At 72.8% G+C, this 23,785-nt stretch carries 22 protein-coding genes; 10 read left to right on the top strand and 12 right to left on the bottom strand.

From position 1 onward, the window contains the following. Positions 1-7: 7 nt before the first annotated feature. The 3 genes from ACZ7DY_RS03365 to ACZ7DY_RS03355 all read right to left on the bottom strand — a co-directional run bounded on the left by ACZ7DY_RS03365 (position 8) and on the right by ACZ7DY_RS03355 (position 3,212). On the bottom strand, positions 8-1,135 hold the full coding sequence (locus ACZ7DY_RS03365) for a M20 family metallopeptidase (protein WP_471130210.1): 1,128 nt from the start codon (positions 1,133-1,135) through the stop codon (positions 8-10). A 2-nt stretch (positions 1,136-1,137) separates the two neighbouring features. Continuing rightward, positions 1,138-1,542 carry a response regulator transcription factor gene (locus ACZ7DY_RS03360; RefSeq protein ID WP_471129359.1) on the bottom strand — a complete coding sequence of 135 codons (405 nt, stop codon included), beginning with the start codon at positions 1,540-1,542 and terminating at the stop codon, positions 1,138-1,140. A gap of 245 nt (positions 1,543-1,787) precedes the next feature. After that, on the bottom strand, positions 1,788-3,212 hold the full coding sequence (locus ACZ7DY_RS03355; protein WP_471129356.1) for a dihydrolipoyl dehydrogenase family protein: 1,425 nt from the start codon (positions 3,210-3,212) through the stop codon (positions 1,788-1,790). Positions 3,213-3,377: 165 nt separating this feature from the next. Here ACZ7DY_RS03355 and trxA point away from each other — a divergent pair, with 165 nt between their 5' ends. After that, positions 3,378-3,761: a thioredoxin gene (trxA, locus tag ACZ7DY_RS03350; RefSeq protein ID WP_471129354.1), complete on the top strand. Its 384-nt coding sequence runs from the start codon at positions 3,378-3,380 to the stop codon at positions 3,759-3,761. 23 nt (positions 3,762-3,784) lie between these two features. Here the strand turns inward: trxA and ACZ7DY_RS03345 are convergent, their stop codons facing one another. Continuing rightward, a complete protein-coding gene (locus ACZ7DY_RS03345; protein WP_471129352.1) occupies positions 3,785-4,819 on the bottom strand; it encodes a LacI family DNA-binding transcriptional regulator in 1,035 nt (344 codons plus the stop codon). A gap of 172 nt (positions 4,820-4,991) precedes the next feature. On the opposite strand from ACZ7DY_RS03345, the gene ACZ7DY_RS03340 reads away from it, so the two are divergent. The 6 genes from ACZ7DY_RS03340 (at position 4,992) to egtD (ending at position 11,568) form a co-directional block, all read left to right on the top strand. Further along, entirely contained in the window at positions 4,992-6,422 is a 1,431-nt protein-coding gene (locus ACZ7DY_RS03340) for an amidase (protein WP_471129349.1), read from the top strand. 80 nt (positions 6,423-6,502) lie between these two features. Beyond that, a complete protein-coding gene (locus ACZ7DY_RS03335) occupies positions 6,503-6,961 on the top strand; it encodes a type II toxin-antitoxin system PemK/MazF family toxin (RefSeq protein WP_471129347.1) in 459 nt (152 codons plus the stop codon). A gap of 212 nt (positions 6,962-7,173) precedes the next feature. Then, the gene (gene egtA / locus ACZ7DY_RS03330) at positions 7,174-8,514 is read left to right on the top strand and encodes an ergothioneine biosynthesis glutamate--cysteine ligase EgtA (RefSeq protein WP_471129343.1); all 1,341 of its coding nucleotides are present in this window, start codon (positions 7,174-7,176) and stop codon (positions 8,512-8,514) included. After that, complete coding sequence (egtB, locus tag ACZ7DY_RS03325; protein WP_471129341.1) at positions 8,511-9,854, top strand: ergothioneine biosynthesis protein EgtB; 1,344 nt, start codon at positions 8,511-8,513, stop codon at positions 9,852-9,854. Before egtA ends, egtB begins: the two co-directional genes overlap by 4 nt. Further along, a complete protein-coding gene (gene egtC, locus ACZ7DY_RS03320; RefSeq protein WP_471129339.1) occupies positions 9,854-10,609 on the top strand; it encodes an ergothioneine biosynthesis protein EgtC in 756 nt (251 codons plus the stop codon). The genes egtB and egtC overlap by 1 nt, the downstream gene beginning before the upstream one ends. Next, positions 10,606-11,568, top strand: a complete 963-nt coding sequence (egtD, locus tag ACZ7DY_RS03315; protein ID WP_471129337.1) for an L-histidine N(alpha)-methyltransferase — start codon at positions 10,606-10,608, stop codon at positions 11,566-11,568. The genes egtC and egtD overlap by 4 nt, the downstream gene beginning before the upstream one ends. Before the next feature lie 67 nt (positions 11,569-11,635). Here the strand turns inward: egtD and ACZ7DY_RS03310 are convergent, their stop codons facing one another. Next, complete coding sequence (locus tag ACZ7DY_RS03310; RefSeq protein ID WP_471130208.1) at positions 11,636-12,892, bottom strand: extracellular solute-binding protein; 1,257 nt, start codon at positions 12,890-12,892, stop codon at positions 11,636-11,638. Positions 12,893-13,134: 242 nt separating this feature from the next. On the opposite strand from ACZ7DY_RS03310, the gene ACZ7DY_RS03305 reads away from it, so the two are divergent. Further along, positions 13,135-13,356 carry a dodecin gene (locus ACZ7DY_RS03305; RefSeq protein WP_471129334.1) on the top strand — a complete coding sequence of 74 codons (222 nt, stop codon included), beginning with the start codon at positions 13,135-13,137 and terminating at the stop codon, positions 13,354-13,356. Between the two features lie 376 nt (positions 13,357-13,732). Here the strand turns inward: ACZ7DY_RS03305 and ACZ7DY_RS03300 are convergent, their stop codons facing one another. Continuing rightward, on the bottom strand, positions 13,733-14,221 hold the full coding sequence (locus ACZ7DY_RS03300) for a phosphatase domain-containing protein (protein WP_471129331.1): 489 nt from the start codon (positions 14,219-14,221) through the stop codon (positions 13,733-13,735). A 42-nt stretch (positions 14,222-14,263) separates the two neighbouring features. Between ACZ7DY_RS03300 and ACZ7DY_RS03295 the strand changes: the two genes are divergently transcribed. Beyond that, on the top strand, positions 14,264-15,292 hold the full coding sequence (locus ACZ7DY_RS03295) for an LLM class flavin-dependent oxidoreductase (RefSeq protein WP_471129329.1): 1,029 nt from the start codon (positions 14,264-14,266) through the stop codon (positions 15,290-15,292). A 21-nt stretch (positions 15,293-15,313) separates the two neighbouring features. Here the strand turns inward: ACZ7DY_RS03295 and ACZ7DY_RS03290 are convergent, their stop codons facing one another. Together ACZ7DY_RS03290 and ACZ7DY_RS03285 are read right to left on the bottom strand one after the other, a co-directional pair. Continuing rightward, the gene (locus tag ACZ7DY_RS03290) at positions 15,314-15,589 is read right to left on the bottom strand and encodes a hypothetical protein (protein ID WP_471129326.1); all 276 of its coding nucleotides are present in this window, start codon (positions 15,587-15,589) and stop codon (positions 15,314-15,316) included. Between the two features lie 131 nt (positions 15,590-15,720). Beyond that, positions 15,721-16,098, bottom strand: a complete 378-nt coding sequence (locus ACZ7DY_RS03285; RefSeq protein ID WP_471129324.1) for a hypothetical protein — start codon at positions 16,096-16,098, stop codon at positions 15,721-15,723. A gap of 213 nt (positions 16,099-16,311) precedes the next feature. Here ACZ7DY_RS03285 and ACZ7DY_RS03280 point away from each other — a divergent pair, with 213 nt between their 5' ends. Beyond that, positions 16,312-18,669 (top strand): ATP-binding cassette domain-containing protein, encoded by a 2,358-nt coding sequence (locus ACZ7DY_RS03280; RefSeq protein ID WP_471129321.1) that lies wholly within the window; start codon positions 16,312-16,314, stop codon positions 18,667-18,669. A gap of 71 nt (positions 18,670-18,740) precedes the next feature. On the opposite strand, the gene ACZ7DY_RS03275 is transcribed toward ACZ7DY_RS03280, so the two are convergent. The 4 genes from ACZ7DY_RS03275 to ACZ7DY_RS03260 form a co-directional block, all read right to left on the bottom strand. Then, entirely contained in the window at positions 18,741-20,261 is a 1,521-nt protein-coding gene (locus ACZ7DY_RS03275; protein ID WP_471129319.1) for an acyl-CoA synthetase, read from the bottom strand. A gap of 88 nt (positions 20,262-20,349) precedes the next feature. Beyond that, complete coding sequence (locus ACZ7DY_RS03270) at positions 20,350-21,096, bottom strand: succinate dehydrogenase/fumarate reductase iron-sulfur subunit (RefSeq protein WP_471129316.1); 747 nt, start codon at positions 21,094-21,096, stop codon at positions 20,350-20,352. After that, on the bottom strand, positions 21,093-23,051 hold the full coding sequence (locus tag ACZ7DY_RS03265; RefSeq protein ID WP_471129313.1) for a fumarate reductase/succinate dehydrogenase flavoprotein subunit: 1,959 nt from the start codon (positions 23,049-23,051) through the stop codon (positions 21,093-21,095). The genes ACZ7DY_RS03270 and ACZ7DY_RS03265 overlap by 4 nt, the downstream gene beginning before the upstream one ends. Before the next feature lie 3 nt (positions 23,052-23,054). Then, positions 23,055-23,762 (bottom strand): succinate dehydrogenase, encoded by a 708-nt coding sequence (locus ACZ7DY_RS03260; protein WP_471129310.1) that lies wholly within the window; start codon positions 23,760-23,762, stop codon positions 23,055-23,057. Positions 23,763-23,785 lie beyond the last annotated feature (23 nt).

Raw genomic sequence — 23,785 nt, 5'->3', positions numbered from 1 at the left:
GGTGCCGTCAGGCAGTGCGGTCCTGGGGCCGGGGCGGAACCTCGCCCCGCTGTACCGCGCGCACCAGGCCGGACACCAGGTTCGCCCGTTCCGCCATCGTGTCGAGCAGCAGGTACTCGTGGTCGGCGTGGGCGCCGCCGCCGACCGCGCCAAGACCGTCCAGGGTCGGTACGCCTAGGGCGGCCGTGAAGTTGCCGTCGCTGCCGCCGCCGACCGCCCGCGCCTCCAGGCCCGGCATCAGGCGCCGCGCCACCGCGAAGAGCTCCGCCGCCGCGGACTCGGGCATCGGGGGCCGTCCCACACAGCCCTTGACCGTGACGCGTGCTCCCGGGAGGCGGGGTGAGAACGCGGCCAACGCCGACTCGACGCGTTCCTTCTCCTCCGCCGTCTCGACCCGGACGTCGACGACGACGGTCGCCTCGGCGGGTACGACGTTGTCCAGCGTGCCCGCGGACGCCACGGTCGGGGTGACGGTCGTGCCGATTCCGGGGCGGCCGAGCGCGGCGATGTCCAGGACCTGGTGGGCCGCCTCCACCAGGGCGTTGACGCCCGCTTCGGGTTCGAGGCCCGCGTGCGACGCGCGGCCCGTGACGGTCACCTCGAAGGTTCCGCACCCCTTGCGGCCCGTCTTCAGGGCGCCTCCGTCGGCCGCGCCCTCGAAGACCAGGACGGCACCGCAGGCGAGGGCGCGCTCCTCGATGAGCGCGCGAGAGGATCCTGAGCCGACCTCTTCGTCGGCGGTCACGAGGATCTCGACGCCGGACCGGTCGTCGAGCGCCGCCAGGCCGTGGACGGCCTGCACCAGACCGCCCAGCATGTCGAAGACGCCGGGGCCGGTCACACGGCCGTCCGCCACCGTGAACGGGCGCCGCGCGAGGGTGCCGAGGGGGAAGACCGTGTCGTGGTGGCCGAGGATCAGCACCCGGGGCTCGCCGCCGCCCGACCAGTGGACGTGCGGGCCCGCGTCACCGCCGACGAGGTCGGCCCGGCCGCCGAGCCGGCGCTCGATGACCGCGGCGACGGCGTTCGCCGAGGCGGTCAGCGCGTCGACGTCGCGCGAGGGGGACTCGACCTCGACGAGCGCCCTGAGGTCTTCGATCATCGCGTCGACGCTCACGCCGACCGCCTGCTCCATCGTCACGACGCCAGGCTACTCGGCGTGTCGATCATGGCTGTCCCGCGGGGCCGCCACGGCGGGCGACGCGCGGCGCGATCCGCGGCGGCTGCACCCCCGGGGGCCGGCAGCCCGAGCCCGTGGGCGCGTGCCACCAGCGCCGTCCGGTTCGGCGCCCGGAGCCGCCGGCAGAGCCGGGTCAGGTGGTGGTTGACGCCGTCGACGCCGATCCCGACGGTGCGCGCCACGACCGACGTCGTCGCGCCGCCCGCGACCAGCCGCAGGATGTGGGCCTCCCGCCCGCTCAGGGCCGGGCGAGCGACCTCCACAGCCTCGTCCGCGCCGGTTGTGGCGTGCCTGCTGACCTGCCCGTGTCGCCGCTCGCCCCATACGGTCCAGGTCGCCTCGTCGAGCTTGCGGAGCTGCACGCTGTTGGTGGGGGTGAGCAGATCGAGCAGCAGCCGGTTCGCGACGCGGTCCAGCTGGAGCCCCGGGCCGCGGCGAAGACCGCCGCGCGGATGGCGCCAGGCGTCCGCGCGGCGTTCCGGCCCCGCACACCAAGTTCGCGGGCGGCGACGCCTCGGCGGCCGAGGAATGGTGGCAGGAGCTGGTCGCCGTCGGGCGCCACGTCGAGGACGTCTGCGCGGGCGGCCGACCGCCCCGCCGCGTGCCGTCACCCCCGGTACGTCTCCAGGAGCCGCAGCCACACCTCGCTGATCGTCGGGTAGGCGGGGACGGCGTGCCACAGGCGGTCGAGGGGGATCTCGCCCGCGACCGCCATCGTCGCGGAGTGGATGAGTTCGCCGACGCCGGGGCCGACGAAGGTGACGCCGAGGAGGATCTCGCGGTCCAGGTCGACGACCATGCGGGCCCGGCCGCGGTAGCCGTCGGCGTACAGGCCCGCGCCCGCGACGCCGGACATGTCGTAGTCGACGGCGCGGACGCGGTGGCCCGCGGCCTCGGCCTCGGCGAGGGTGAGTCCCGCGGAGGCCGCCTCGGGGTCGGTGAAGACGACCTGCGGGACGGCGTCGTGGTCGGCGGTGGCGGCGTGGGCTCCCCAGCGGTCGGTCTCCAGGAGGGGCACCTTCTGGGCGCGGGCGGCGATGGCGGCGCCGGCGATGCGGGCCTGGTACTTGCCCTGGTGGGTGAGGAGCGCGCGGTGGTTGGCGTCGCCGACCGCGTAGAGCCACTCGCTGCCCTCGACCCGCAGGCTCTCGTCGACGGGGAGCCAGGAGCCGGGTTCGAGGCCGACCGTCTCCAGGCCGATGTCGTCGGTGCGCGGGACGCGCCCGGTGGCGAAGAGGATCTCGTCGGCCCGCAGCGTCGAGCCGTCGTCCAGGGTGGCCGTGACGGTGCCGTCCTCGCGCCGTACCGCGGTGACGGAGACGCCGCAGCGGACCTCGGCGCCCGCCTCCGTGAGGGCCTCCCGCACCAGCTCTCCGGCGAACGGTTCCATGCGGGGCAGCAGGCCCTGCCCCCGCACGAGGACCGTCACGGACGAGCCGAGCGCCTGCCAGGCGGTGGCCATCTCCACGGCGACGACGCCGCCGCCCACGACGAGGAGCCGGCCGGGCACACGGTCGGCGCCGGTGGCCTCGCGGCTGGTCCACGGCTTGACGTCGGCGAGGCCCGGCAGGTCGGGCAGGGCGGCGCGGGTGCCGGTACAGACGGCCACGGCGTGCCGGGCCGCCAGCGTGCGCTCCGTGCCGTCCTCGCCGGTGACGGTGACCTTGCGGGGCCCCGCGAGGCGGCCGTGCCCGCGGTACAGGTCGACGCCGACGCCCTCCAGCCAGCCGACCTGGCCGTCGTCCTTCCAGTGCGACGTGTAGTCGTCACGGTGCGCGAGGACCGCGGCGGTGTCGAGCGGGCCCTGCACGGCCTGGCGCAGGCCGGGGACGCGGCGGGCGTCAGCGCGGGCGATGACGGGGCGCAGCAGGGCCTTGCTGGGCATGCAGGCCCAGTAGGAGCACTCGCCCCCGACGAGTTCGCTCTCCACGATCGCGGCACTGAGCCCGGCCGCCCGGGCCCGGTCCGCCACGTTCTCCCCCACGGGACCTGCGCCGATGACTACTACGTCGTATGTGATGGCATCCGTCATGAGGACAGTCTGTCGGCAGGTGTGCGCCGTGGCCACATGGGTACGCGCGCGGAACACGCCGGTGCACATGCGGCACCTTCCGCGCGTGCGACAGGCGGAATACGTCCGCACCATCGGCCGTTGTGCACAGCGGCTACGCCCGACAGCAGGAAGCAGGGACACACCATGAGCAGCGCGACAGTGGAGCTCACCAAGGAGAACTTCGACCAGACGGTCACGGACAACGAATTCGTCCTGATCGACTTCTGGGCCGACTGGTGCGGGCCGTGCAAGCAGTTCGCCCCTGTCTACGAGAAGGCGGCCGAGGCCAATCCCGACCTGGTCTTCGCCAAGGTGGACACGGAGGCGCAGCCCGAGCTGGCCCAGGCCTTCGCCATCCAGTCGATCCCGACGCTGATGATCGTCCGCGATCAGGTGGCGGTCTTCGCCCAGCCGGGCGCGCTGCCCGAGGCCGCGCTCACGGACGTCATCGGCCAGGCCAGGAACCTGGACATGGACGAGGTGCGCCGGCAGGTCGCCGAGGAGCAGGCCAAGAGCCAGGAGCAGTGAGCGGGTACTTCGGGCCGTAGCGGTCAGCTGGACTCGCGGTGCACGACGTCCGCTCCGAGCACGTCGTGCACCTCGGGTTCCGCGCTCGGGTCGCGCACCACGCGGTCGACGAGTTCGGCGAGGCCGCGGCCGGACGGAAGTTCGATGCGGACGGTGCTGAGCCGGGGCCTGAGGAGCCGGCCGAGCATCAGGTCGTCCGAGCCGATGACGGCGGTCTCCTCAGGTATGGCGATGCCTTCGTCCTGGAGGGCGCGCATCAGGAGCATCGCGTACTCGTCGTTGTACGCGAAGACGGCGTCCAGGGCCAGTTCCCGCCAGCGGGCCGCGAGCCGGGCGGCGGAGCCCTCGTCGTAGGCGAGGAGCAGTTCGGTGACGGAGGCGCCCGTGGTGCGCGTCTCCCGCACGGTCTGGCGGATGCCTTCCAGGCGCGGTCGTGAGAAGTGTTCCAGGCCCGGTTCCTCGGGGACGACGACGCCTATGCGGCGGCGGCCGCGGGCCAGGAAGTGCAGGGCGGCTGCCTCGCCGACCCTGCGCCCGTCCATGAGCAGGGCGTGCGCGCCCTCGACGCGGTGCGGGCCGAGGGTGAAGACGGCGCGGGCGCCGGAGCGCTTCAGTACGGTGACGCCGCGCGGGCCGACCGCGGAGACATCGGGGGCCAGGACGGCGACGGGCCGCAGTTCGGCCCAGGCGCGGGCGGCGTCCTCGCCGGTCAGGCCGAGGCTGGCGTACTGCACGACGGTGTAGTCGAGGCGGCTGAGCGCCCACTGCAGTTCGTTGAAGAACCGGCTGAAGAGGGGGCCCGCCGGGATCTCCGCCGTGGGCATGAGGACCATGCGGCTGTGTCCGGCGCGCAGACTCCGGGCGGCGGCGTGGGGGACGTAGCCGAGCTCCCTGGCGGCGGCGTGGACGCGGAGGCGCGTGGGTTCGCTGATGCGCACGGCGCTGGTGTTGTTGAGGACGTACGAGACGGTCGCGCGGGAGACCCCCGCGAGACGGGCGACGTCGGCGCTCGTCGGCACGGAACGCCGCGTGGACTGCTGCTCGGGTATCTGCACCATGACCCCGTCATCCTTGCAGACGGCGCCCGGGCACCCTCGGGCGGATCGTGGGGGAACGTCCCGGCTCGCGGAGCCCGCGGGTTCGCGGGTCAACTTCGGGCGCCGCGTTCCGTGTTGCCCTACTCGCCGGTTAACGTGCGGGCACCCGTCGTCGAGCGAAGGTGTCCCCCACATGACTGCCGACCGTGCAGAGGGCCTGGCGCGCACCGCTCGCGCGCTGGCCGACGGAGAGGTGTCCGCGCGCGCCCTGGCCGAGCGGGCGCTGGCGAGGATCGAGGCGTCGCAGCCGGTGCTCAACGCGTTCAAGCTGGTGCGGGCCGAGGCCGCGCTGGCCGAGGCGGACGCCGCCGACCGGGAGCTTGCGGCGGGCGGTGCCTCTTCGGGGCGGCCGCTGCTCGGGGTGCCGCTGGCCGTGAAGGACGACATGGACGTGGCGGGCGAGCCGACCGCGTTCGGATGCAGGGGCGACTTCCCGCCGAAGACGGCGGACTCCGAGGCCGTGCGCAGGCTCCGGGCGGCGGGGGCGGTGATCGTCGGCAAGACCAACACGTGCGAGCTGGGGCAGTGGCCGTTCACCGAAGGTCCCGGCTTCGGTGACACCCGTAATCCGTGGAACACCCGTCATACGCCGGGTGGTTCGTCGGGCGGCTCGGCGGCCGCGGTCGCGGCGGGCCTGGTCCCCGCGGCGCTCGGTTCGGACGGCGCGGGCTCGGTGCGGATCCCGGCGGCCTGGACGCATCTGGTCGGCATCAAGCCGCAGCGCGGCCGGATATCGACGTGGCCGTGGCCCGAGGCGTTCCAGGGCATCACCGTCAACGGCCCGCTTGCCAGGACCGTCGGGGACGCGGCGCTGCTCCTCGACGCGGCGAGCGGCAGCCACGAGGGCGACCTGCATCGCCCGCAGCCGATCCGGGCCGCCGAGGCGGCGACCCGTGATCCCGGGCGGTTGCGGATCGCGCTGTCCCTGCGGATGCCGTTCACGGCGACGGCCAAGCGCCTGCATCCGGTGGTGCGCGGCCGGGTGGTGGCGCTCGCGGAGCGGCTCGCCGCGCTGGGGCACGACGTGGAGGAGGCCGATCCACGGTACGGCCGGATCGGGTTGACGTTCGTGCCGCGTGCCACGGCGGGCATCGCCGCGTGGTGCCGCCAGGTGCCCGACTTCTCCCTGCTCGACCGGCGCACCCGGGAGGCGGCCCGCATGGGGCGGCTCCTCGGCGGTGCCCCGCTGCGGCTGGCGCGCCGCTCGGAGGCCGCGCTGCACCGGCAGGTGGGCGCCGTCTTCTCGACGTACGACGTGGTGCTCGCGCCGACGACCGCCGCTCCCCCGCCCCGCATCGGCACCCTCGCCGCGATGAACGGCTGGCGCACCGACCAGGCGATGATCGCCGCGTGCCCCTACGCGTGGCCGTGGAACGTCCTGGGCTGGCCCGGCGTCAACGTGCCCGCGGGACACACCCCGGGCGGCCTGCCCGTCGGCGCGCAGCTGCTCGGACCCGAGGGCGGCGAGCCGCTGCTGATCTCGCTCGCCGCCCAACTGGAGGCGGACCAGCGGTGGTACGAGCGGTGGCCCGCGCCGCTGCCGGACGCCGCACCGGCGCCGTGACCGGCCCACCGCGTCACGGGCGCGGTCCTGTGCGGGTCCCGGCCCGCGGCCGTGGCCGGTCAGGTTCTACGGTGATCCGTGTGACTGCCTTCACCGATGACCCGCACACGTCCGACTCGCCCGGCCGCTCGGGCCCCACCGCGACCACCGAGGCCGAGCCGCGCGAGGTGGGCCGGGTCCGCACCGAGTACGCGCCGGACCGCGACGGCGACCCCGACCCGGGCGAGATCGTCTGGACGTGGGTGCCGTTCGAGGAGAACGACGGGCGCGGCAAGGACCGGCCGGTGCTCGTCGTCGCCCGCGAGGCGTCCGGGACGCTGCTCGCCGTACAGCTGTCGAGCAAGCGGCATGCCGGCGACCGTGAGTGGGTGCCGATCGGGAGCGGGCCGTGGGACCGGTCGGGACGTGACTCGTGGGTGGACATCGACCGCGTCTTCCGGGTGCACGACCGCGGGATGCGGCGCGAGGCGTGCGCGCTGGACCGGATGCGGTTCAACCTCGTCGTGCTCCGGCTGAGGGAGCGGTACGGCTGGCGCTGAGCGGCGCCGCGGGCCACGGGCCGTCTTCGAGCTGCCCGGGTCCGTGACCTCGCATACCGTGGGTACGGTCGTGCGGAACGGGCGGCTCCGCCACCGGTCTCCGGTGGCGCGGCGGAAATTCCCGGTACGAGAACGGCCTGAGGGGCACTCTTGTGCGGACGCCCTCAAAGGTTTTGGGTGTGACGAGCCGTACCGCATGGAAGGATCCCCGCATGCCCGAGGGAGACTGTACGAAACACCGCACCGCGCGCCCCACAAGGGCGCGGGACACGGTGTCGGAGGCCGAGGTGGAGGCGCTGGTCCGCGGCATCTGCTTCAAGACCGGCCCGCCCCGCGCCACCGGCGTCGAACTGGAATGGCTCGTCCACGAGCCCGGACTGCCCCACCTGCCCGTGTCCACCGCCCGCCTCGAAGCGGCCTACGCCGCACTGCGGGCCCTGCCCCTGAGATCGTCCGTCACCGTCGAACCCGGCGGCCAGCTGGAGCTCAGCTCGCTTCCCGCCTTTTCGCTGACGGAGTGCATCACGGCCATGGAGGCCGATCTACGCGTCGTACGTGACGCGTTACGTTCCCACCACCTCACCCTCAGCGGGTTCGGCGCCGACCCCTGGCGCCCGCCGTCGCGGATCCTGCGCGAACCCCGCTACGACGCGTTGGAGGCCTGCCTCGACCGCGGTGGACCGGCCGGACGCCGGATGATGTGCTCGACCGCGTCCGTGCAGATCTGTCTCGACGCCGGCCACGAGGAGCCGGGCCCGCTCGGCTACGCGCGGCGCTGGCGCCTTGCCCATCTGCTCGGTCCCGTGCTGGTCGCCGCGTTCGCCAACTCGCCGCTGCAGGACGGCCGCCCCACCGGCTGGCGGTCGACCCGGCAGGCCGTGTGGGCGGGCATCGAGCCCGGCAGATCCGGTGCCCCGCCGCTCGACGGGGAGCCGCGCGAGGTCTGGGCCCGGCACGCCCTCGACGCACCGGTCATGTGCGTCAAGAGAGAGCCCGGCGAGGGACCTTGGAGCGTCCCGGAAGGGCTGAGCTTCCGCGCGTGGGCGCGCACCGGCGCACCGCGCAGACCCACCCGCGAGGACCTCGCCTACCACCTGACCACCCTGTTTCCGCCGGTCCGCCCGCGCGGTCACCTGGAGCTGCGCATGGTGGACGCCCAGCCCGGGGACGACGGCTGGATCGTGCCGCTGGCCATGACGAGCGCGGTGTTCGACGACCCGGAGGCGGCCGAGACCGCGTACCGCGCCGTCAAGCCACTGGCCGAGCGGTGCGGGCCGGCGGGTTCGCCCGCCGCGCCGCACAACCCGCTCTGGCTGGACGCGGCACGGCACGGCCCCGCCGACCCCGAACTGCGCGAGGCGGCCGTCGTCTGTTTCGCCGCCGCCGTCGACGCGCTGCCCCGGCTGGGCGCGCCCGCGTCGGTGCGGGACGCCGTGGCGACGTACGCCGCCCAGTACGTCCAGCGGGGCCGCTGCCCCGCCGACGACCTCCTCGACGGCGTGCGCGACGCCCCCCGCCCCCATGACACGTCTGGGAAGGACTCCCGCCGATGACAGGCTCCACCACCGACCCGGAAGCCCTGCGCGAGCGCGCGCTGGCCGCGCTCCTCGCCGCCCGGGACCGCACCACCCTCCTCACCAGCTGTGTGGAGGACGCCGAACTGACCGCTCAGCACTCGCCGTTGATGTCGCCGCTGGTCTGGGACCTCGCGCACATCGGCAACCAGGAGGAGCAGTGGCTGCTGCGGGCGGTCGCGGGCCGTGACGCCATGCGGCCCGAGATCGACCCGCTGTACGACGCGTTCGAGCACCCCCGCGCCGAGCGGCCGAACCTTCCGCTGCTCGCGCCCGCCGAGGCGCGTGGATACGCGGCCGAGGTGCGCGGCCGGGCGCTCGACGTACTGGAGAAGACGCCTTTCCGCGGCACGCCGCTCACCGACGCGGGGTTCGCGTTCGGCATGATCGCGCAGCACGAGCAGCAGCACGACGAGACCATGCTGATCACCCATCAGCTGCGGTCGGGGCCGACCGCTCTCACCGCGCCCGACCCCGCTCCGTGCGAGCCGTTCACCGGCCCCGCCGAAGTCCTGGTGCCCGGCGGCCCGTTCACGATGGGCACCTCCACCGAGCCGTGGGCCCTGGACAACGAACGGCCCGCGCACCGCCGCCTGGTCCCCCCGTTCTTCATCGACACCACCCCGGTGACGAACGGCGCGTACCAGCGGTTCATCGAGGACGGCGGCTACGACCGGATGCGGTGGTGGGATCCGGCGGGCTGGGCGATGGTCCGCGAGAAGGGGCTGCGGGCGCCGCTGTTCTGGCGCCGGGAGGGCGGCCAGTGGCTGCGGCGGCGGTTCGGGACGGTCGAGCCGGTCCCCGCCGACGAGCCGGTGCTGCACGTCAGCTGGTACGAGGCCGACGCCTACGCGCGGTGGGCGGGCCGGCGGCTGCCCAGCGAGGTGGAGTGGGAGAAGGCCGCCCGCCACGACCCGGTGACGGACCGCTCGACGCGCTACCCGTGGGGCGACGCGGACCCCACGCCGGAGCGGGCCAACCTGGGCCAGCGCCATCTGCGGCCCGCCCCCGCGGGCAGCTATCCGGCGGGGGAATCCCCGCTCGGCGTGCGCCAGTTGATCGGCGACGTCTGGGAGTGGACGTCCAGCGGGTTCCTGCCGTACCCGGGGTTCTCGGCCTTCCCCTACCGCGAGTACTCGGACGTCTTCTTCGGCGGCGACTACAAGGTGCTGCGCGGCGGCGCGTTCTCCGTCGACGCGGTGGCCTGCCGCGGCACGTTCCGCAACTGGGACCATCCGGTGCGGCGGCAGATCTTCTCCGGGTTCCGCACGGCGCGGGACGCCGGGCCCACCGAGGCCGCGGCCCCGGAGACCGCCTGATGTGCCGTCACCTCGCCTTCCTCGGCCCGCCGGAGCCGCTGGGAAGCGTCCTCGTGGCGCCCGAACACAGCCTGCTCCGCCAGTCGTGGGCGCCGCGGATGCAGCGGCACGGCACCGTCAACGCCGACGGATTCGGGGTGGGTTGGTACGCGGACGGGGACCCGGTGCCCGCTCGCTACCGCCGCACCGGGCCGATCTGGGGCGACCAGTCGTTCACCGATCTCGCCCGGGTCGTCCGCTCCGGGGCGGTGCTCGCGGCCGTACGGGACGCCACCGTGGCGGGCGCGGACGGGGAGGCCGCGGCTGCCCCGTTCGCCGCGGGGCCCTGGCTGTTCAGCCACAACGGCGCGGTCACCGGCTGGCCCGGCTCGCTCGCCGCGCTCACCCGGGGCCTGCCGCCCGAAGAACTCCTCGCGCTGGAGGCGCGCTGCGACTCCGCGCTGGTGTGGGCCCTCCTGCTGCACCGGCTGCTCCGCGGCGACGAGCCGGGGCAGGCCCTCGCCGACACCGTCCTGGAGGTCGCGGAGGCGGCCCCCGGGTCCCGCCTCAATCTCCTGCTGACCAACGGCGAGACGATCGCCGCGACCGCCTGGGGCGACACGCTCTGGTATCTCGCGGAGCCCGGCCGCCGCACCGTCGTGGCCTCCGAGCCCTACGACGACGACCCGCGCTGGCGCGAGGTGCCCGACCGCACCCTGCTCGCCGCCGACCGCACCGACGTACTGCTGACCCCGCTCAAGGAGCCCCCTGCGTGAGCCCGTTCCTGATGACCCGCACCCTGCCCGAGGACGCCACCGACGCCGCGCTGCGCGCGGACGTCCAGCACGGCCTCACCCGCAGCCCCAAGACCCTGCCGCCCAAGTGGTTCTACGACGCGCGCGGCAGCGCCCTCTTCGAGGAGATCACCACCCTGCCCGAGTACTACCCCACGCGCGCCGAGCGCGAGATCCTGGTGGCCCGGTCCGCCCGGATCGCCGAGATCACGGGCGCGCGCACGCTCATCGAGCTGGGCTCCGGCTCCTCGGAGAAGACCCGCCATCTGATCGACGCCCTGCCGTCCCTGCACACCTACGTCCCCGTGGACGTCAGCGAGAGCGCGCTGACCGGCGCCGCCAACGCCCTGCTCGCGCAGCGGCCCGCGCTCGACGTGCACGCCCTGATCGCCGACTTCACCCGCGGCCTCGCGCTGCCGGGCACGCCGGGGCCGCGCCTGGTCGCGTTCCTCGGCGGGACGATCGGCAATCTGCTGCCCGCCGAACGGGCCGCGTTCCTCTCCTCCGTACGGGGGCTGCTCCAGCCCGGCGACGCGCTGCTCCTCGGCACGGACCTGGTCAAGGACGAGTCGGTGCTCGTCTCCGCGTACGACGACCGGACGGGCGTGACGGCCGCGTTCAACAAGAACGTCCTGTCGGTGATCAACCGTGAGCTCGCCGGCGACTTCGACCTCGACGCCTTCGAGCACGTCGCCGTCTGGGACCCCGAGCGCGAGTGGATCGAGATGCGGCTGCGCTCGGCCACCGCCCAGACCGTGAAGATCCACGCGCTGGACCTGGCCGTCGACTTCGCCGCGGGCGAGGAGCTCCGGACGGAGATCTCGGCCAAGTTCCGCGAGGACGGTGTACGGGGCGAACTGGCCGCCGCCGGGCTGAAGCTGACGCAGTGGTGGACGGACGAGAGGGCACGGTTCGCGCTGTCGCTGAGCACGGTGGCGTAGAACGGCCCGCACTCGCACCGACACCCCTCGCACCGCTGCGCGAGGGGGGTGTCGGCGTCGGTGTCGGTCAGAGGCCCCCGACGTTGAGCGCCTCGGTGATCCGGCGTGAGGCCTTGCGGGCCTCGGTCGCCGGGTCGCCGCCCGTCAGGACCTTCGTCATGTACCCCTTGATGGGGTTGTCGGCCTCGACACCCGCCCAGCGGGGCGAGTTGGGGGTCGCCCGGCCGTTCGCCGCGCCGACGGCCATCGCGGCGACCCCCTCCTCGCCGGCGACCGCCGGGGCCAGCTTCGCCTTGTTCGGCACGTAGTTCATGGTCCGCGCCAGCTCGGTCTGCCACTTCTTGCCGGCCAGCGCCTCGATCACCTCGACCGCGCCCTTGTGGTCGTCGCTGTGCTCGGGGACGACGAAGTCGGAGCCTCCGGTGAAGACCGCGCCGGGCTTGCCCGCCTTCTTGCCGGGGATCGGGAAGTAGCCGAGCCTGCCCTTCAGCTCCGGGTTCTTCTCCTCGATCGCGCGGGCCGCGCCGGGCACGGCGACGATCTGGGCGACGTGCCCGCCCGCGAACACCCCGGCCTGCGAAGGGTGTTCCTCGTCCGCGTCGCGCGGGCCCTCGCCGAGCGCCTGGAGCCGCCGGTAGAAGTCCATGCCGCGCAGCGCCGCCGGGGTGTGCAGGCTGCCGTGCCAGTCGCCGGACGACTCCTTGGTCTCCTTGGCGAGGTCGCCGCCCTCGTCCCAGATGAACCCGGCGAGGGTGTACCAGTCCTGGCCCGCCAGGTAGATGCCCTGGTTTCCGCCGGAGTTGAGCTTCTCCGTGGCCGTCAGCCACTCCTCGCGGGTGCGCGGCGGACGGGTGATGCCCGCCGCGTCGAACAGGTCCTTGTTGTAGATGACGACGCGGTTGGCGGCGTACCAGGGGATGCCGTACTGCGCGCCGCGGTACCGGCCGGGCTCGGCGAGGCCGGGCAGCCAGTCGTCCATGCCGAGGTCCCGTGCGGACTCCAGGGTGAGGTCGTACAGGCCGCCCTCGTCGACGTACTCCGCGACCTGGGTGTTGCCGACCTCGATGACCTCGGGACCGTCACCGCCCTCCTCCTTGAGCGCCTTCTTCACCTTGGCGCCGATACCGGTCCACTCCTGGACGCGGATGTCGAGGTCGACGTCGTCGTGTTCCTTCTCGAACTCCTCCGTGAAGCGGTCGACGAACTCGGGCGACGCGCTGCCCCGCATCAGCCAGACGGTGACGGTCCTGGTGTCGTCACCGCCGGGCAGCACGCCGCAACCGGAGAGCAGGAGGGCGGAGGAGAGGGTGAGCGCCAGGGGCATGGCGGCGCGGTGGTGCGGTTTCACGTCGGTCACTTTCTGCCTGCGGACAGGGGAAGGTCAGCCCGACGCGGGGGGTGAGCGGATGGCTCGAACGGGTTACTGGCAGGATTTTGGTACGGACCAATGAGGGGGTCAAGGGGTGCCTGCCATCTCGCGCGAGCGGGCGGGCTGGGGCACGGTGGAGTGACGGTGGAGTGACGGCACTTCACGATGGCACCCGACGGTCCGGAGGAACATCCCTCATGTCGAACCACACGTACCGCGTCACCGAGATCGTCGGCACCTCCCACGAGGGTGTCGACCAGGCGATCCGCAACGGCATCGAGCGGGCCTCGCAGACGCTCCACTCACTGGACTGGTTCGAGGTCACGCAGGTGCGGGGCCACATCGAGGACGGGCAGATCCAGCACTACCAGGTGGGGCTGAAGGTCGGGTTCCGCCTGGACGACGACTCCAGCGTTTAGCGCTTCGCGGGGCGGGTGGGGTGCGGGGGCCCGGGCGGGTGCCTGGGGGGTGCTCGCGCAGTTCCCCGCGCCCCTGAGGGGGGCGGCTGGTGTGCGTTGTTCGGTGCGGGTTTCTTTGTGGTTGCTCGCGCAGTTCCCCGCGCCCCTCAGGGGCCCGTGTGGGTTGTTTGGTGCGGGCCTCTTTGTGGTTGCTCGCGCAGTTCCCCGCGCCCCTGAGGGGGCTGCCCGTGTGCGTTTTTCGGTGCGGGCTTCTTTGTGGTTGCTCGCGCCGTTCCCCGCGCCCCTCAGGGGGCGCGTGTGGGTTGTTTGGTGCGGGTTTTTTGTGGGTGCTTGCGTCGTTTCCCGCGTCCCTTTGGGGCCTTGCTCGCGGGGTTGGTCAGGTGCGGCCCTCTTTTTGTTGGGCCTTCTTCAGTTCGTGGGATGTGGTCGCCCACGTGGCGTGGACGACCGGGAAGCCCGCTCGTTCCGCCTCGTCGCAGACCAGCTCGTCGTCGTCCACCAGCATGCGGATATGCCGCTTCCCGGCCAGCGCGCGCAGGATCTCCAGCTTGGTCCTGCGCGCGGGCCTGCGGTCGTTGTTCCCGCGCATCCAGACCGGGGCTTCCGGCAGGCCCTGGCGCGCCAGCCACTCCTCCGTGTCCGCGCGGCACCGCTCGGGGCGCCCGGTCAGGTAGACGATGTCGCACTCCTCGGCGCTGGCGAGGGCCAGCTCGACGCCGCGCGCCAGCGGCGGGTCCTGGGGCGCCGCGGCGAAGAACGCGTCCCAGTCGCGCGGCCTGCGCTCCAGATACTTCTGCCGGTGGGCGGTGTCCGCGAGGGTGCCGTCCAGGTCGAACACGGCCAGGGGTCTGTTGCTGTCGGTCACTCCCTCAGGGAATCACAGCGGCGCCGCGGCGTTGAACCGTACGTGAGCTCTGTGATGGCAGCGACCCGGTTCTCCGTCCTCGACCGTTCCCGTACCCGCGAGGGGTACGACGGTCCGGCCGCCCTGCGCGACACGGTGCGGCTCGCCCGGGAGGTGGAAGCGCTCGGCTACCACCGTTTCTGGGTCTCCGAGCACCACGGCGTGCCCGGCGTCGCGGGGTCGGCGCCCACCGTCCTCGCGGCGGCGGTCGCCGCGGCCACCCGCACCATCCGGGTCGGCACGGGCGGCGTGATGCTGCCGAACCATCAGTCGCTGGTCGTCGCCGAGCAGTTCGGGGTGCTCGAGTCGCTCTTTCCGGGCCGGATCGACATGGGGCTCGGCCGTTCGGTCGGCTTCACCGACGGGGTGCGCAAGGCGCTGGGGCGCGACAAGCACGACGCGGAGGACTTCGCGGCGCAGCTCGCGGAGCTCCTCGACTGGTTCCGCGGCACGTCCGGCACGGGGGTGCGGGCCCGCCCCGCCGAGGGGCTGAGCGTTCCGCCGTACGTACTGGCGGTGGGCGAGGGCGCGACGATCGCCGCCGAGGCGGGTCTGCCGCTGGTCATCGGGGACATCAGGGGGCGCGAGAAGATGCTGCGCGGCATCGAGCAGTACCGCGCCGGGTTCCGTCCCTCGTCGTGGCTGGCCGAACCGTACGTCATGATCGCGGGCACCGTGGCGGTGGCCGAGAGCGAGGAGGCGGCCCACCGGCTGCTCGTGCCCGAGGCCTGGTCGATGGCGTACTCCCGCACCCACGGCACGTTCCCGCCGCTGACGCCGGCCGAGCGCGTGGAGTCTTCGGCGATGAGCGAGAAGGAGCGCGGCTTCTACGAATCGGGGCTGCGCGGCCACGTGCACGGCACGGAGGAGCAGGTCGCCGACGAGCTGGAGCGGGTGATCAAGGAGAGCGGTGCCCAGGAGGTCCTGGTCACGACCAGTACGTACGACAGGGCCGGTCTCCTTGACTCCTTCCGGCGGCTGGCGCGGGTGGCCGGGCTGACGCCGGCCCCGTCCCCGTCCGGGGATGCGTGAGGACCGGGGCGTTTCCCGGATCTACGCGTCGCCCCGATGTGGTGCGGCGATCGCGCGGGCGACGCAGGAGGCGGACTGCTCGGGGATGAGGCCCAGGGGCCTGCCGGTGGAGCGTTCGGCCGTGCGGCGGCCGAGCTGGCCGACGATGTTGCCGGCGGGCTGGATCTCCTCGCGCGGTGTCGTGTGCGGGACCTCGGCCGGCACCAGGGGCGGCTCGGCGAACGCGACGACGGTCGGCAGAGCGGTGGCGGTCAGGGCGGCGAGAACGATGAACAGGGCTCGCAGACGCGCGGACACAGAGGTGTGTTCCTTTCCGGGTCACGGTCTCTCGTGGACGGCCGCCCCGTTCCCGTGGTGCTCGGCGGCGGCATCCACGAAGTTACGCACCTCACATGAAAGGCACCCATAAGGGATGTAACGGTCACCGATCAGACGCGACCCGGGCTCTTCACCGGCACCGACGCCTCGGGCGACGGCTGCCGTCCGATCGCGGACGCTATCGCCCGCGCCACCCCGGCCGGGGTGGTCACCGGAGTGCTCATGCGCAGCTCGTCGCAGGCGGCCCGCCAGATCCGCGAGGGCGAGGCCATGACCGCGTTGGCGTCCTTGGCGGCACGGATGATCCAGACGCGGCCCTCGGGGTCCTGCGCCGCGTACTCGGGCGCCGGGCGGTGCTGCGCGGTGTAGAGCACGCCGCGCTCCCGCAATTCGGTCTCCAGCGCATCGGTCTGCTCGGAGCTGGGGTGGGCCGGGTGCGCGATCATGCGGTGGGGGGCCTTTCGACGGGGCGGAGTGATTCCGGTCACGCTCTCTCCGTAAAACGTAAAAGACGCCCAAAATGGCTGGTAGGGGGCGAAAGGCCCTTACGCCCGGGTAGAGGTCTCGACACTCCCCACCGAGACCCGCCCCCCAGGACGCGACCACCTCCGCGTCCGGGAAACCGCAGGTGAGAGCCGCGGGAGCGGGCGCGGGCGGTTGTATCGTGGGGCGAGTCCCCGAGCCGCGTACGGAGTCCGCCCATGCACAGCCCCCATGATCCGTTCGTACGCGTCCGGGGCGCCCGGGAGCACAACCTCCAGGGCGTCGACGTGGACATCCCGCGCGACGTCCTCGCGGTCTTCACGGGTGTCTCCGGTTCCGGGAAGTCCTCGCTGGCGTTCGGGACGATCTACGCCGAGGCGCAGCGGCGCTACTTCGAGTCCGTCGCGCCGTACGCGCGGCGGTTGATCCATCAGGTGGGAGCCCCGAAGGTCGGCGAGATCACCGGGCTGCCGCCCGCGGTCTCCCTCCAGCAGCGCCGCTCGGCGCCGACGTCCCGTTCCTCCGTCGGCACGGTCACCACGCTCTCCAACTCCCTGCGGATGCTCTTCTCCCGCGCGGGCCGTTACCCCGAGGGCGCGGAGCGGCTCGACTCGGACGCCTTCTCGCCGAACACGGCGGCCGGCGCGTGCCCCGCCTGCCACGGCCTGGGCCGGGTGCACCGCACGACGGAAGAGCTGCTGGTGCCCGACCCGTCGCTCTCCATCCGCGAGGGTGCCGTCGCCGCCTGGCCCGGCGCCTGGCAGGGCAAGAACCTCCGGGACGTCCTCGACGCCCTCGGGTACGACGTGGACCGGCCGTGGCGCGAGCTGCCGCAACGGGACCGCGACTGGATCCTCTTCACCGACGAGCAGCCGGTGGTCACCGTGCACCCGGTGCGGGAGGCGGGCCGGATCCACCGCCCCTACCAGGGCACCTACATGAGCGCCCAGCGCTATGTGATGAAGACCTTCGCGGACTCCAAGAGCCAGACGCTGCGCGCCAAGGCCGAACGGTTCCTGACGAGCGAGCCGTGCCCGGCGTGCGAGGGGAGCCGGCTGCGTCCGGAGGCGATGGCGGTCACGTTCGGCGGCCGCACCATCGCCGAGCTCGCCGCACTCCCTCTCTCCGACCTCGCCGATGTCCTCGCGGGCGCCACGGACACCTCCGAGACGGCCCGCGTCCTGACCGAGGACCTGCTCGCCCGCATCGGGACCGTCACCGAGCTCGGTCTCGGCTACCTCAGCCCGGACCGCGCCACCCCCACCCTGTCCGCCGGTGAGCTGCAGCGCCTGCGCCTCGCCACCCAGCTCCGCTCGGGGCTCTTCGGCGTGGTGTACGTGCTCGACGAGCCGTCGGCGGGCCTCCATCCGGCGGACACGGAAGCCCTGTTGACGGTCCTGGACCGGCTCAAGGCGGCCGGCAACTCCGTCTTCGTCGTGGAGCACCACCTCGATGTCGTCCGCCACGCGGACTGGCTCGTCGACGTCGGCCCGCGGGCGGGCGAGCACGGCGGGCGGGTGCTGCACAGCGGACCGGTCGCGGAGCTCGCGGGCGTCGGCGAATCCGCGACGGCGCGTTTCCTGTTCGACCGGGGTCCGGCCCCCGAGCGCGAAGTGCGCGCGCCCCTGGGCTGGTTGAAGGTCGGCCCGGTCACCCGTCACAATCTGCGCGATGTGACGGCGGAGATCCCGCTCGGCGCGTTCACGGCCGTCACGGGCGTGTCCGGTTCGGGGAAGTCGACGCTCGTCGGCGAGATCACCGAGGAGCTGCCGGGCGTGGGCCGCCTGGTCTGCGTCGACCAGAAGCCGATCGGTCGCACGCCCCGCTCCAACCTGGCCACCTACACCGGTCTCTTCGACGTCGTGCGGAAGGTCTTCGCGGCGACGGACACGGCGAAGGAGCGCGGCTACGGAGTGGGCCGGTTCTCCTTCAACGTGGCGGGCGGGCGCTGCGAGACCTGCCAGGGCGAGGGCTTCGTCAGCGTCGAGCTGCTCTTCCTGCCGAGCACGTACGCGCCCTGCCCCGACTGCGCGGGCGCCCGCTACAACCCCCCGACGCTCGAAGTCACGTACCGGGGAAGGAACATCGCCCAGGTGCTCGACCTGACCGTCGAGGCTGCCGCGGAGTTCTTCGCCGACACCCCGGCCGTCGTACGCAGCCTGCGCACGCTCCTCGACGTGGGGCTCGGCTATCTGCGGCTCGGCCAGCCCGCGACGGAACTTTCGGGCGGCGAGGCCCAGCGCATCAAGCTGGCGAGCGAGTTGCAGCGGGTCCGCCGGGGCCACACCCTCTACCTCCTCGACGAGCCGACGACGGGCCTGCACCCGGCCGACGTCGAGGTCCTCGTCCAGCGGCTGCACGAACTGGTCGACGGCGGGAACTCCGTGGTCGTCGTCGAGCACGACATGGCGGTCGTGGCGGGCGCCGACCGGGTCATCGACCTCGGCCCGGGCGGCGGTGACCGCGGCGGCCGGATCGTGGCGGCGGGCACCCCGGCGGAGGTGGCGGCCACCGAGGGCACCCGTACCGCGCCGTATCTGGCACGGGCGCTCGGCGCCGGGGCCGACCGGAGCTGACGGCCGAGGGCCCACCCGGCGGCCCGAGAGGGCCGGCCGGGTCTGCCCATGGTCTGGTCGCCGCCGGTCCGTCAGCGCTGTCCGCTCCGGTACGCCTCCCGGAGCCCGGCCTTGGCCAGCTTCCCGGTCGGTGTGCGCGGCAGGCGCTCGGTGAAGTCGACGGAGCGCGGGGCCTTGTAGTGCGCGAGGCGCGCGCGGGCGAAGTCGAGCAGCTCACGCTCCAGCCGGGGCCCCGCGGTGATTCCGTCCTCGACCTGCACGACCGCCTTGACCGCCTCGCCCATCTCGGCGTCCGGCACGCCGACGACCGCCACGTCGGCGACGGCCGGGTGCAGCACGAGCACGTCCTCGGCCTCCTGCGGGTACACGTTCACACCACCCGAGATGATCATGAACGCCTTGCGGTCGGTGAGGAAGAGGTAGCCGTCCTCGTCGACGTGCCCGATGTCGCCGGTGGTCGTCCAGTTGGGGTGCTCGGGGTGCTGGGCCTCGCGGGTGCGGGCCTCGTCGCCGTGGTAGCGGAAGGGGGGTTCGTCGCGTTCGAAGTAGACCGTGCCGGTCTCGCCGGGCGGCAGGAGGCGCCCCTCGTCGTCGCAGATCCGCAGGGCCCCCAGGAACCCGTCGCGCCCGACCGAACCGGGCTTGCGCAGCCACTCCTGCGGGGAGATGAACGTGATGCCGTTGCCCTCGGTCGACGAGTAGTACTCGTGCAGGATCGGCCCCCACCACTCCATCATCCGCCGCTTGACCTCGACGGGGCAGGGCGCGGCCGCGTGGATGGCGATCTTCATCGAGGAGAGGTCGTACCGTTCGCGTACCTCCGCGGGCAGCTTGAGCATGCGCACGAACATGGTCGGCACCCACTGACTGTGCGTCACCCGGTGCCGCTCCACCGCCGCGAGGGCCTTCTCCGCGTCGAAGGCGTCCATCAGGACGACGGTGCCGCCGAGGGCGGTCACGATGCCGCAGAACCGCAGGGGTGCCGCGTGGTAGATCGGCGCGGGACAGAGGTAGACGGTGTCCTCACCGAAGCCGTACATGGCCTGGAAGACGACGGTGTACGTGGTGGGCTTCTCGCGCACGTCCCCGTCGGGCAGCACCGGCCGTACCCCCTTGGGCCGGCCGGTCGTGCCGGAGGAGTAGAGCATGTCGGTACCGAGCGGCTGCCGGTCGGGCGGGACGGCCGAGGCTCCGGCGAGCGCCTTCTCGTACGTGCCGTCGTCGAGGCCGAGCACCAGCGGCGGGCCGCCCGCCCGCTCCCGTACGGTCGCGCCGAGGTCGGCGAGGGAGCCCGACACGATCAGCGCGCCCGCGCCGCAGTCGCGCACGATGTAGGCGACCTCGTCGGGCAGCAAGTGGTGGTTGACGGCGGTGAGATAGAGCCCGGAGCGCATGGCGGCCCAGTAGACCTCCAGGACGCGCGGGTCGTTGTCACAGAGCAGGGCGAGGTGGTCGCCGCGGCGCAGCCCCGCGGCCCGCAGGTGGTCCGCGAGCCGCAGGGAGCGTTCTTCGAGTCGTCCGTAGGTGAGGGTCCGTGTGCCGTCGGCGGTGACGACGGCCGGCCTGGCGGGGTCGTACGCTCCGGGATGCATGCCGGGACGCTATGCGCCCGGGTGGGGCCCGGGGAACGGCGCGACCGGCCACATCCGCCCCGCCGGCACCGTGCGGCCCCCGGGGCGGCTAGCGGCTCACCTTGCGGGTCGCCCGCAGCCACTCCTTGTTCATGGCCGCGATGGAGGGCAGCGGAATGCCCTTGGGGCAGGCGGTCGCGCACTCACCGGTGAGCGTGCAGCCGCCGAACCCCTCGGCGTCCATCTGCGTGACCATGTCCAGGACGCGCGTCTCGCGCTCGGGGGCGCCCTGCGGGAGGACGTTGAGGTGGTTGACCTTGGCGGAGGTGAACAGCATGGCCGAGCCGTTGGGGCAGGCCGCCACGCACGCCCCGCAGCCGATGCACTCGGCGTGCTCGAACGCCGAGTCGGCGTCCGGCTTCGGCACGGGCGTGGCATGCGCCTCGGGCGCCGAGCCGGTCGGCGCACTGATGTAGCCGCCGGCCTGGATGATCCGGTCGAAGGCCGAGCGGTCCACCACCAGGTCCTTGACGACCGGGAAGGCGGCGGCGCGCCACGGCTCGATGTCGATGGTGTCGCCGTCCTCGAAGGACCGCATGTGGAGCTGGCAGGTGGTGGTGCGCTCGGGGCCGTGCGCGTCGCCGTTGATGACGAGCGAGCAGGCGCCGCAGATGCCCTCGCGGCAGTCGTGGTCGAAGGCGACGGGGTCCTCGCCCTTGACGATGAGCTCTTCGTTGAGGGTGTCGAGCATCTCCAGGAACGACATGTCGGAGGAGATGCCGTCCACTTCGTACGTGGACATCGCGCCGTCGGCGTCGGCGTTCTTCTGGCGCCAGACGCGCAGGGTGAGCTTCATGCGTAGCTCCGCTGAGTGGGGTGGACGTACTCGAAGACGAGGTCTTCCTTGTGCAGGACGGGGGCGGCGCCGGTGTCGGTGAACTCCCAGGCGGCGGCGTAGGAGAACTCCTCGTCGCGCCGTGCCGCCTCGCCGTCGGGCGTCTGGGACTCCTCGCGGAAGTGGCCGCCGCACGACTCGGCGCGGTGCAGCGCGTCGAGGCACATCAGCTCGGCGAGCTCCAGGTAGTCGACGATGCGGTTCGCCTTCTCCAGGGACTGGTTGAACTCCTCGCCGGTGCCGGGCACCTTGATGCGGCGCCAGAACTCCTCGCGGATCTGCGGGATGCGCTCCAGGGCCTTGCGCAGCCCCGCCTCGGTGCGGGCCATGCCGCAGAACTCCCACATGATCTCGCCGAGTTCGCGGTGGAAGGAGTCGGGCGTGCGGTCGCCGTCGACGGACAGCAGGAGGTTGAGGCGGTCCTCGGTCTCGGCGAGCACCTCCTGCACCACCGGGTGGTCGACGTCCACCTCGTCCTTGTGCGGGTGGCGGGCGAGGTAGTCGTTGATGGTGGACGGCAGCACGAAGTAGCCGTCGGCGAGGCCCTGCATGAGGGCGCTCGCGCCGAGCCGGTTGGCGCCGTGGTCGGAGAAGTTGGCCTCGCCGACGGCGAAGAGGCCGGGGACGGTGGTCTGCAGGTCGTAGTCGACCCACAGGCCGCCCATCGTGTAGTGCACGGCGGGGTAGATCCGCATCGGCACCTCGTACGGGTTCTCCGCGGTGATCCGCTCGTACATGTCGAAGAGGTTGCCGTACTTCTCCTCGACCTTCTTCCGGCCCATCCGCCGGATGGCGTCGGCGAAGTCGAGGTAGACGCCCTGGCCGCCGGGGCCCACTCCCCTGCCCTCGTCGCACACGTTCTTGGCGGCGCGTGATGCGATGTCGCGGGGCACGAGGTTGCCGAAGGAGGGGTAGATGCGCTCCAGGTAGTAGTCGCGCTCCTCCTCGGGGATCTCGTTGGGCGGCCGCTGGTCCCCCTGCGCCTTCGGCACCCAGATCCGCCCGTCGTTGCGCAGCGACTCGCTCATCAGCGTCAGCTTGGACTGGTGGTCGCCGGTGCGCGGGATGCAGGTGGGGTGGATCTGCGTGAAGCAGGGGTTGGCGAAGTAGGCGCCGCGCCGGTGGGCCCGCCAGACGGCCGTGGCGTTGGAGTTCATGGCGTTGGTCGACAGGTAGAAGACGTTGCCGTAGCCGCCGGACGCCAGGACCACGGCGTCGGCGAAGTAGGTGGCGATCCTGCCGGTGATGAGGTCGCGGGCGACGATGCCGCGGGCCCGCCCGTCGACGACGATCAGGTCGAGCATCTCGGTGCGGGGGTGCATCTCCACGTTGCCCGCGGCGATCTGGCGGCTGAGTGCCTGGTAGGCGCCGAGGAGGAGCTGCTGTCCTGTCTGGCCGCGCGCGTAGAAGGTGCGGGAGACCTGGACGCCGCCGAAGGAGCGGGTGTCGAGGAGGCCGCCGTACTCGCGGGCGAAGGGCACGCCCTGGGCCACGCACTGGTCGATGATCTCGACGGAGATCTGTGCGAGGCGGTGGACGTTGGACTCGCGGGCGCGGAAGTCGCCGCCCTTGACGGTGTCGTAGAAGAGGCGGTGGACGGAGTCGCCGTCGTTGCGGTAGTTCTTCGCGGCGTTGATGCCGCCCTGCGCGGCGATGGAGTGGGCGCGGCGCGGCGAGTCCTGGTAGCAGAACTGGACGACGTGGTAGCCCTGTTCGGCGAGGGTGGCGCCGGCGGAGCCGCCGGCCAGACCGGTGCCGACGACGATCACGGTGTGCTTGCGGCGGTTGGCTGGGTTGACCAGCTTCGCCTGGAAGCGGCGGGTGTCCCAGCGTTCGGCGATCGGCCCGGCGGGGGCCTTGGTGTCGACGAGCGGCTCCCCCGTCGTGTACGCGGAGTACTCAGTGGAGTGGTTCATGGGTCAGCTCACCAGTCCGGTCATGACGGCCACGGGTACGGAGACGAAGCCGAGGGTCAGCACCACGGCGATGCCGTTGGCGAGGGGCTTGAGGACGCGGTCGCGGGCGGCGGTGCCCACGCCCAGGGTCTGCGCGGCGCTCCACAGTCCGTGCCGCACGTGGAAGCCGAGGGCGACCACGGCGACGATGTAGATGACGTTGCCGTACCAGGTCGAGAAGGTGTCGATGATGTTCTGGTACGGGTGCAGGTGCTGGTAGGTGCCGGGGTGCACGGTGCCCGTCGTCAGGTCGAGGATGTGCCAGACGATGAACAGGGCGAGGATGACGCCGCCCCAGCGCATGGTGCGGGTGGCGAAGCTCGCCTCGCGCCTCTTGTGCACGTACCGGGTGGGGCGTGCCCTGATGTCGCGGCGGCTGAGCTGGTACGCGGAGGTGGCGTGCGCGACGACCGCGGCGACCAGCACCACCCGGATCAGCCAGAGCGTCCACTCGTAGTGCATGAAGGGCTCGCCGACCGTGCGGAGCCAGTGCGCGTAGTGGTTGATCTCCGCCGGGCCGAAGAAGATCTTCAGGTTCCCGATCATGTGGGCGACCAGGTAGAGCAGCATGATCAGGCCGCTCACCGCCATGACCGTCTTCTTGCCGATGGTGGAGTCCCACAGCGTGCGGGTCATGGACGGCCGTTTGTCCGTCCGCGTTGCCAGAGCCATGTCAGAGACGCTACGGCCGAAAG

The sequence above is a fragment of the Streptomyces sp. NPDC037013 genome, assembly GCF_055607265.1.
Note: the sequence above shows the minus strand (reverse complement) of the source record. Positions and strands in the feature narration are given on the sequence as shown.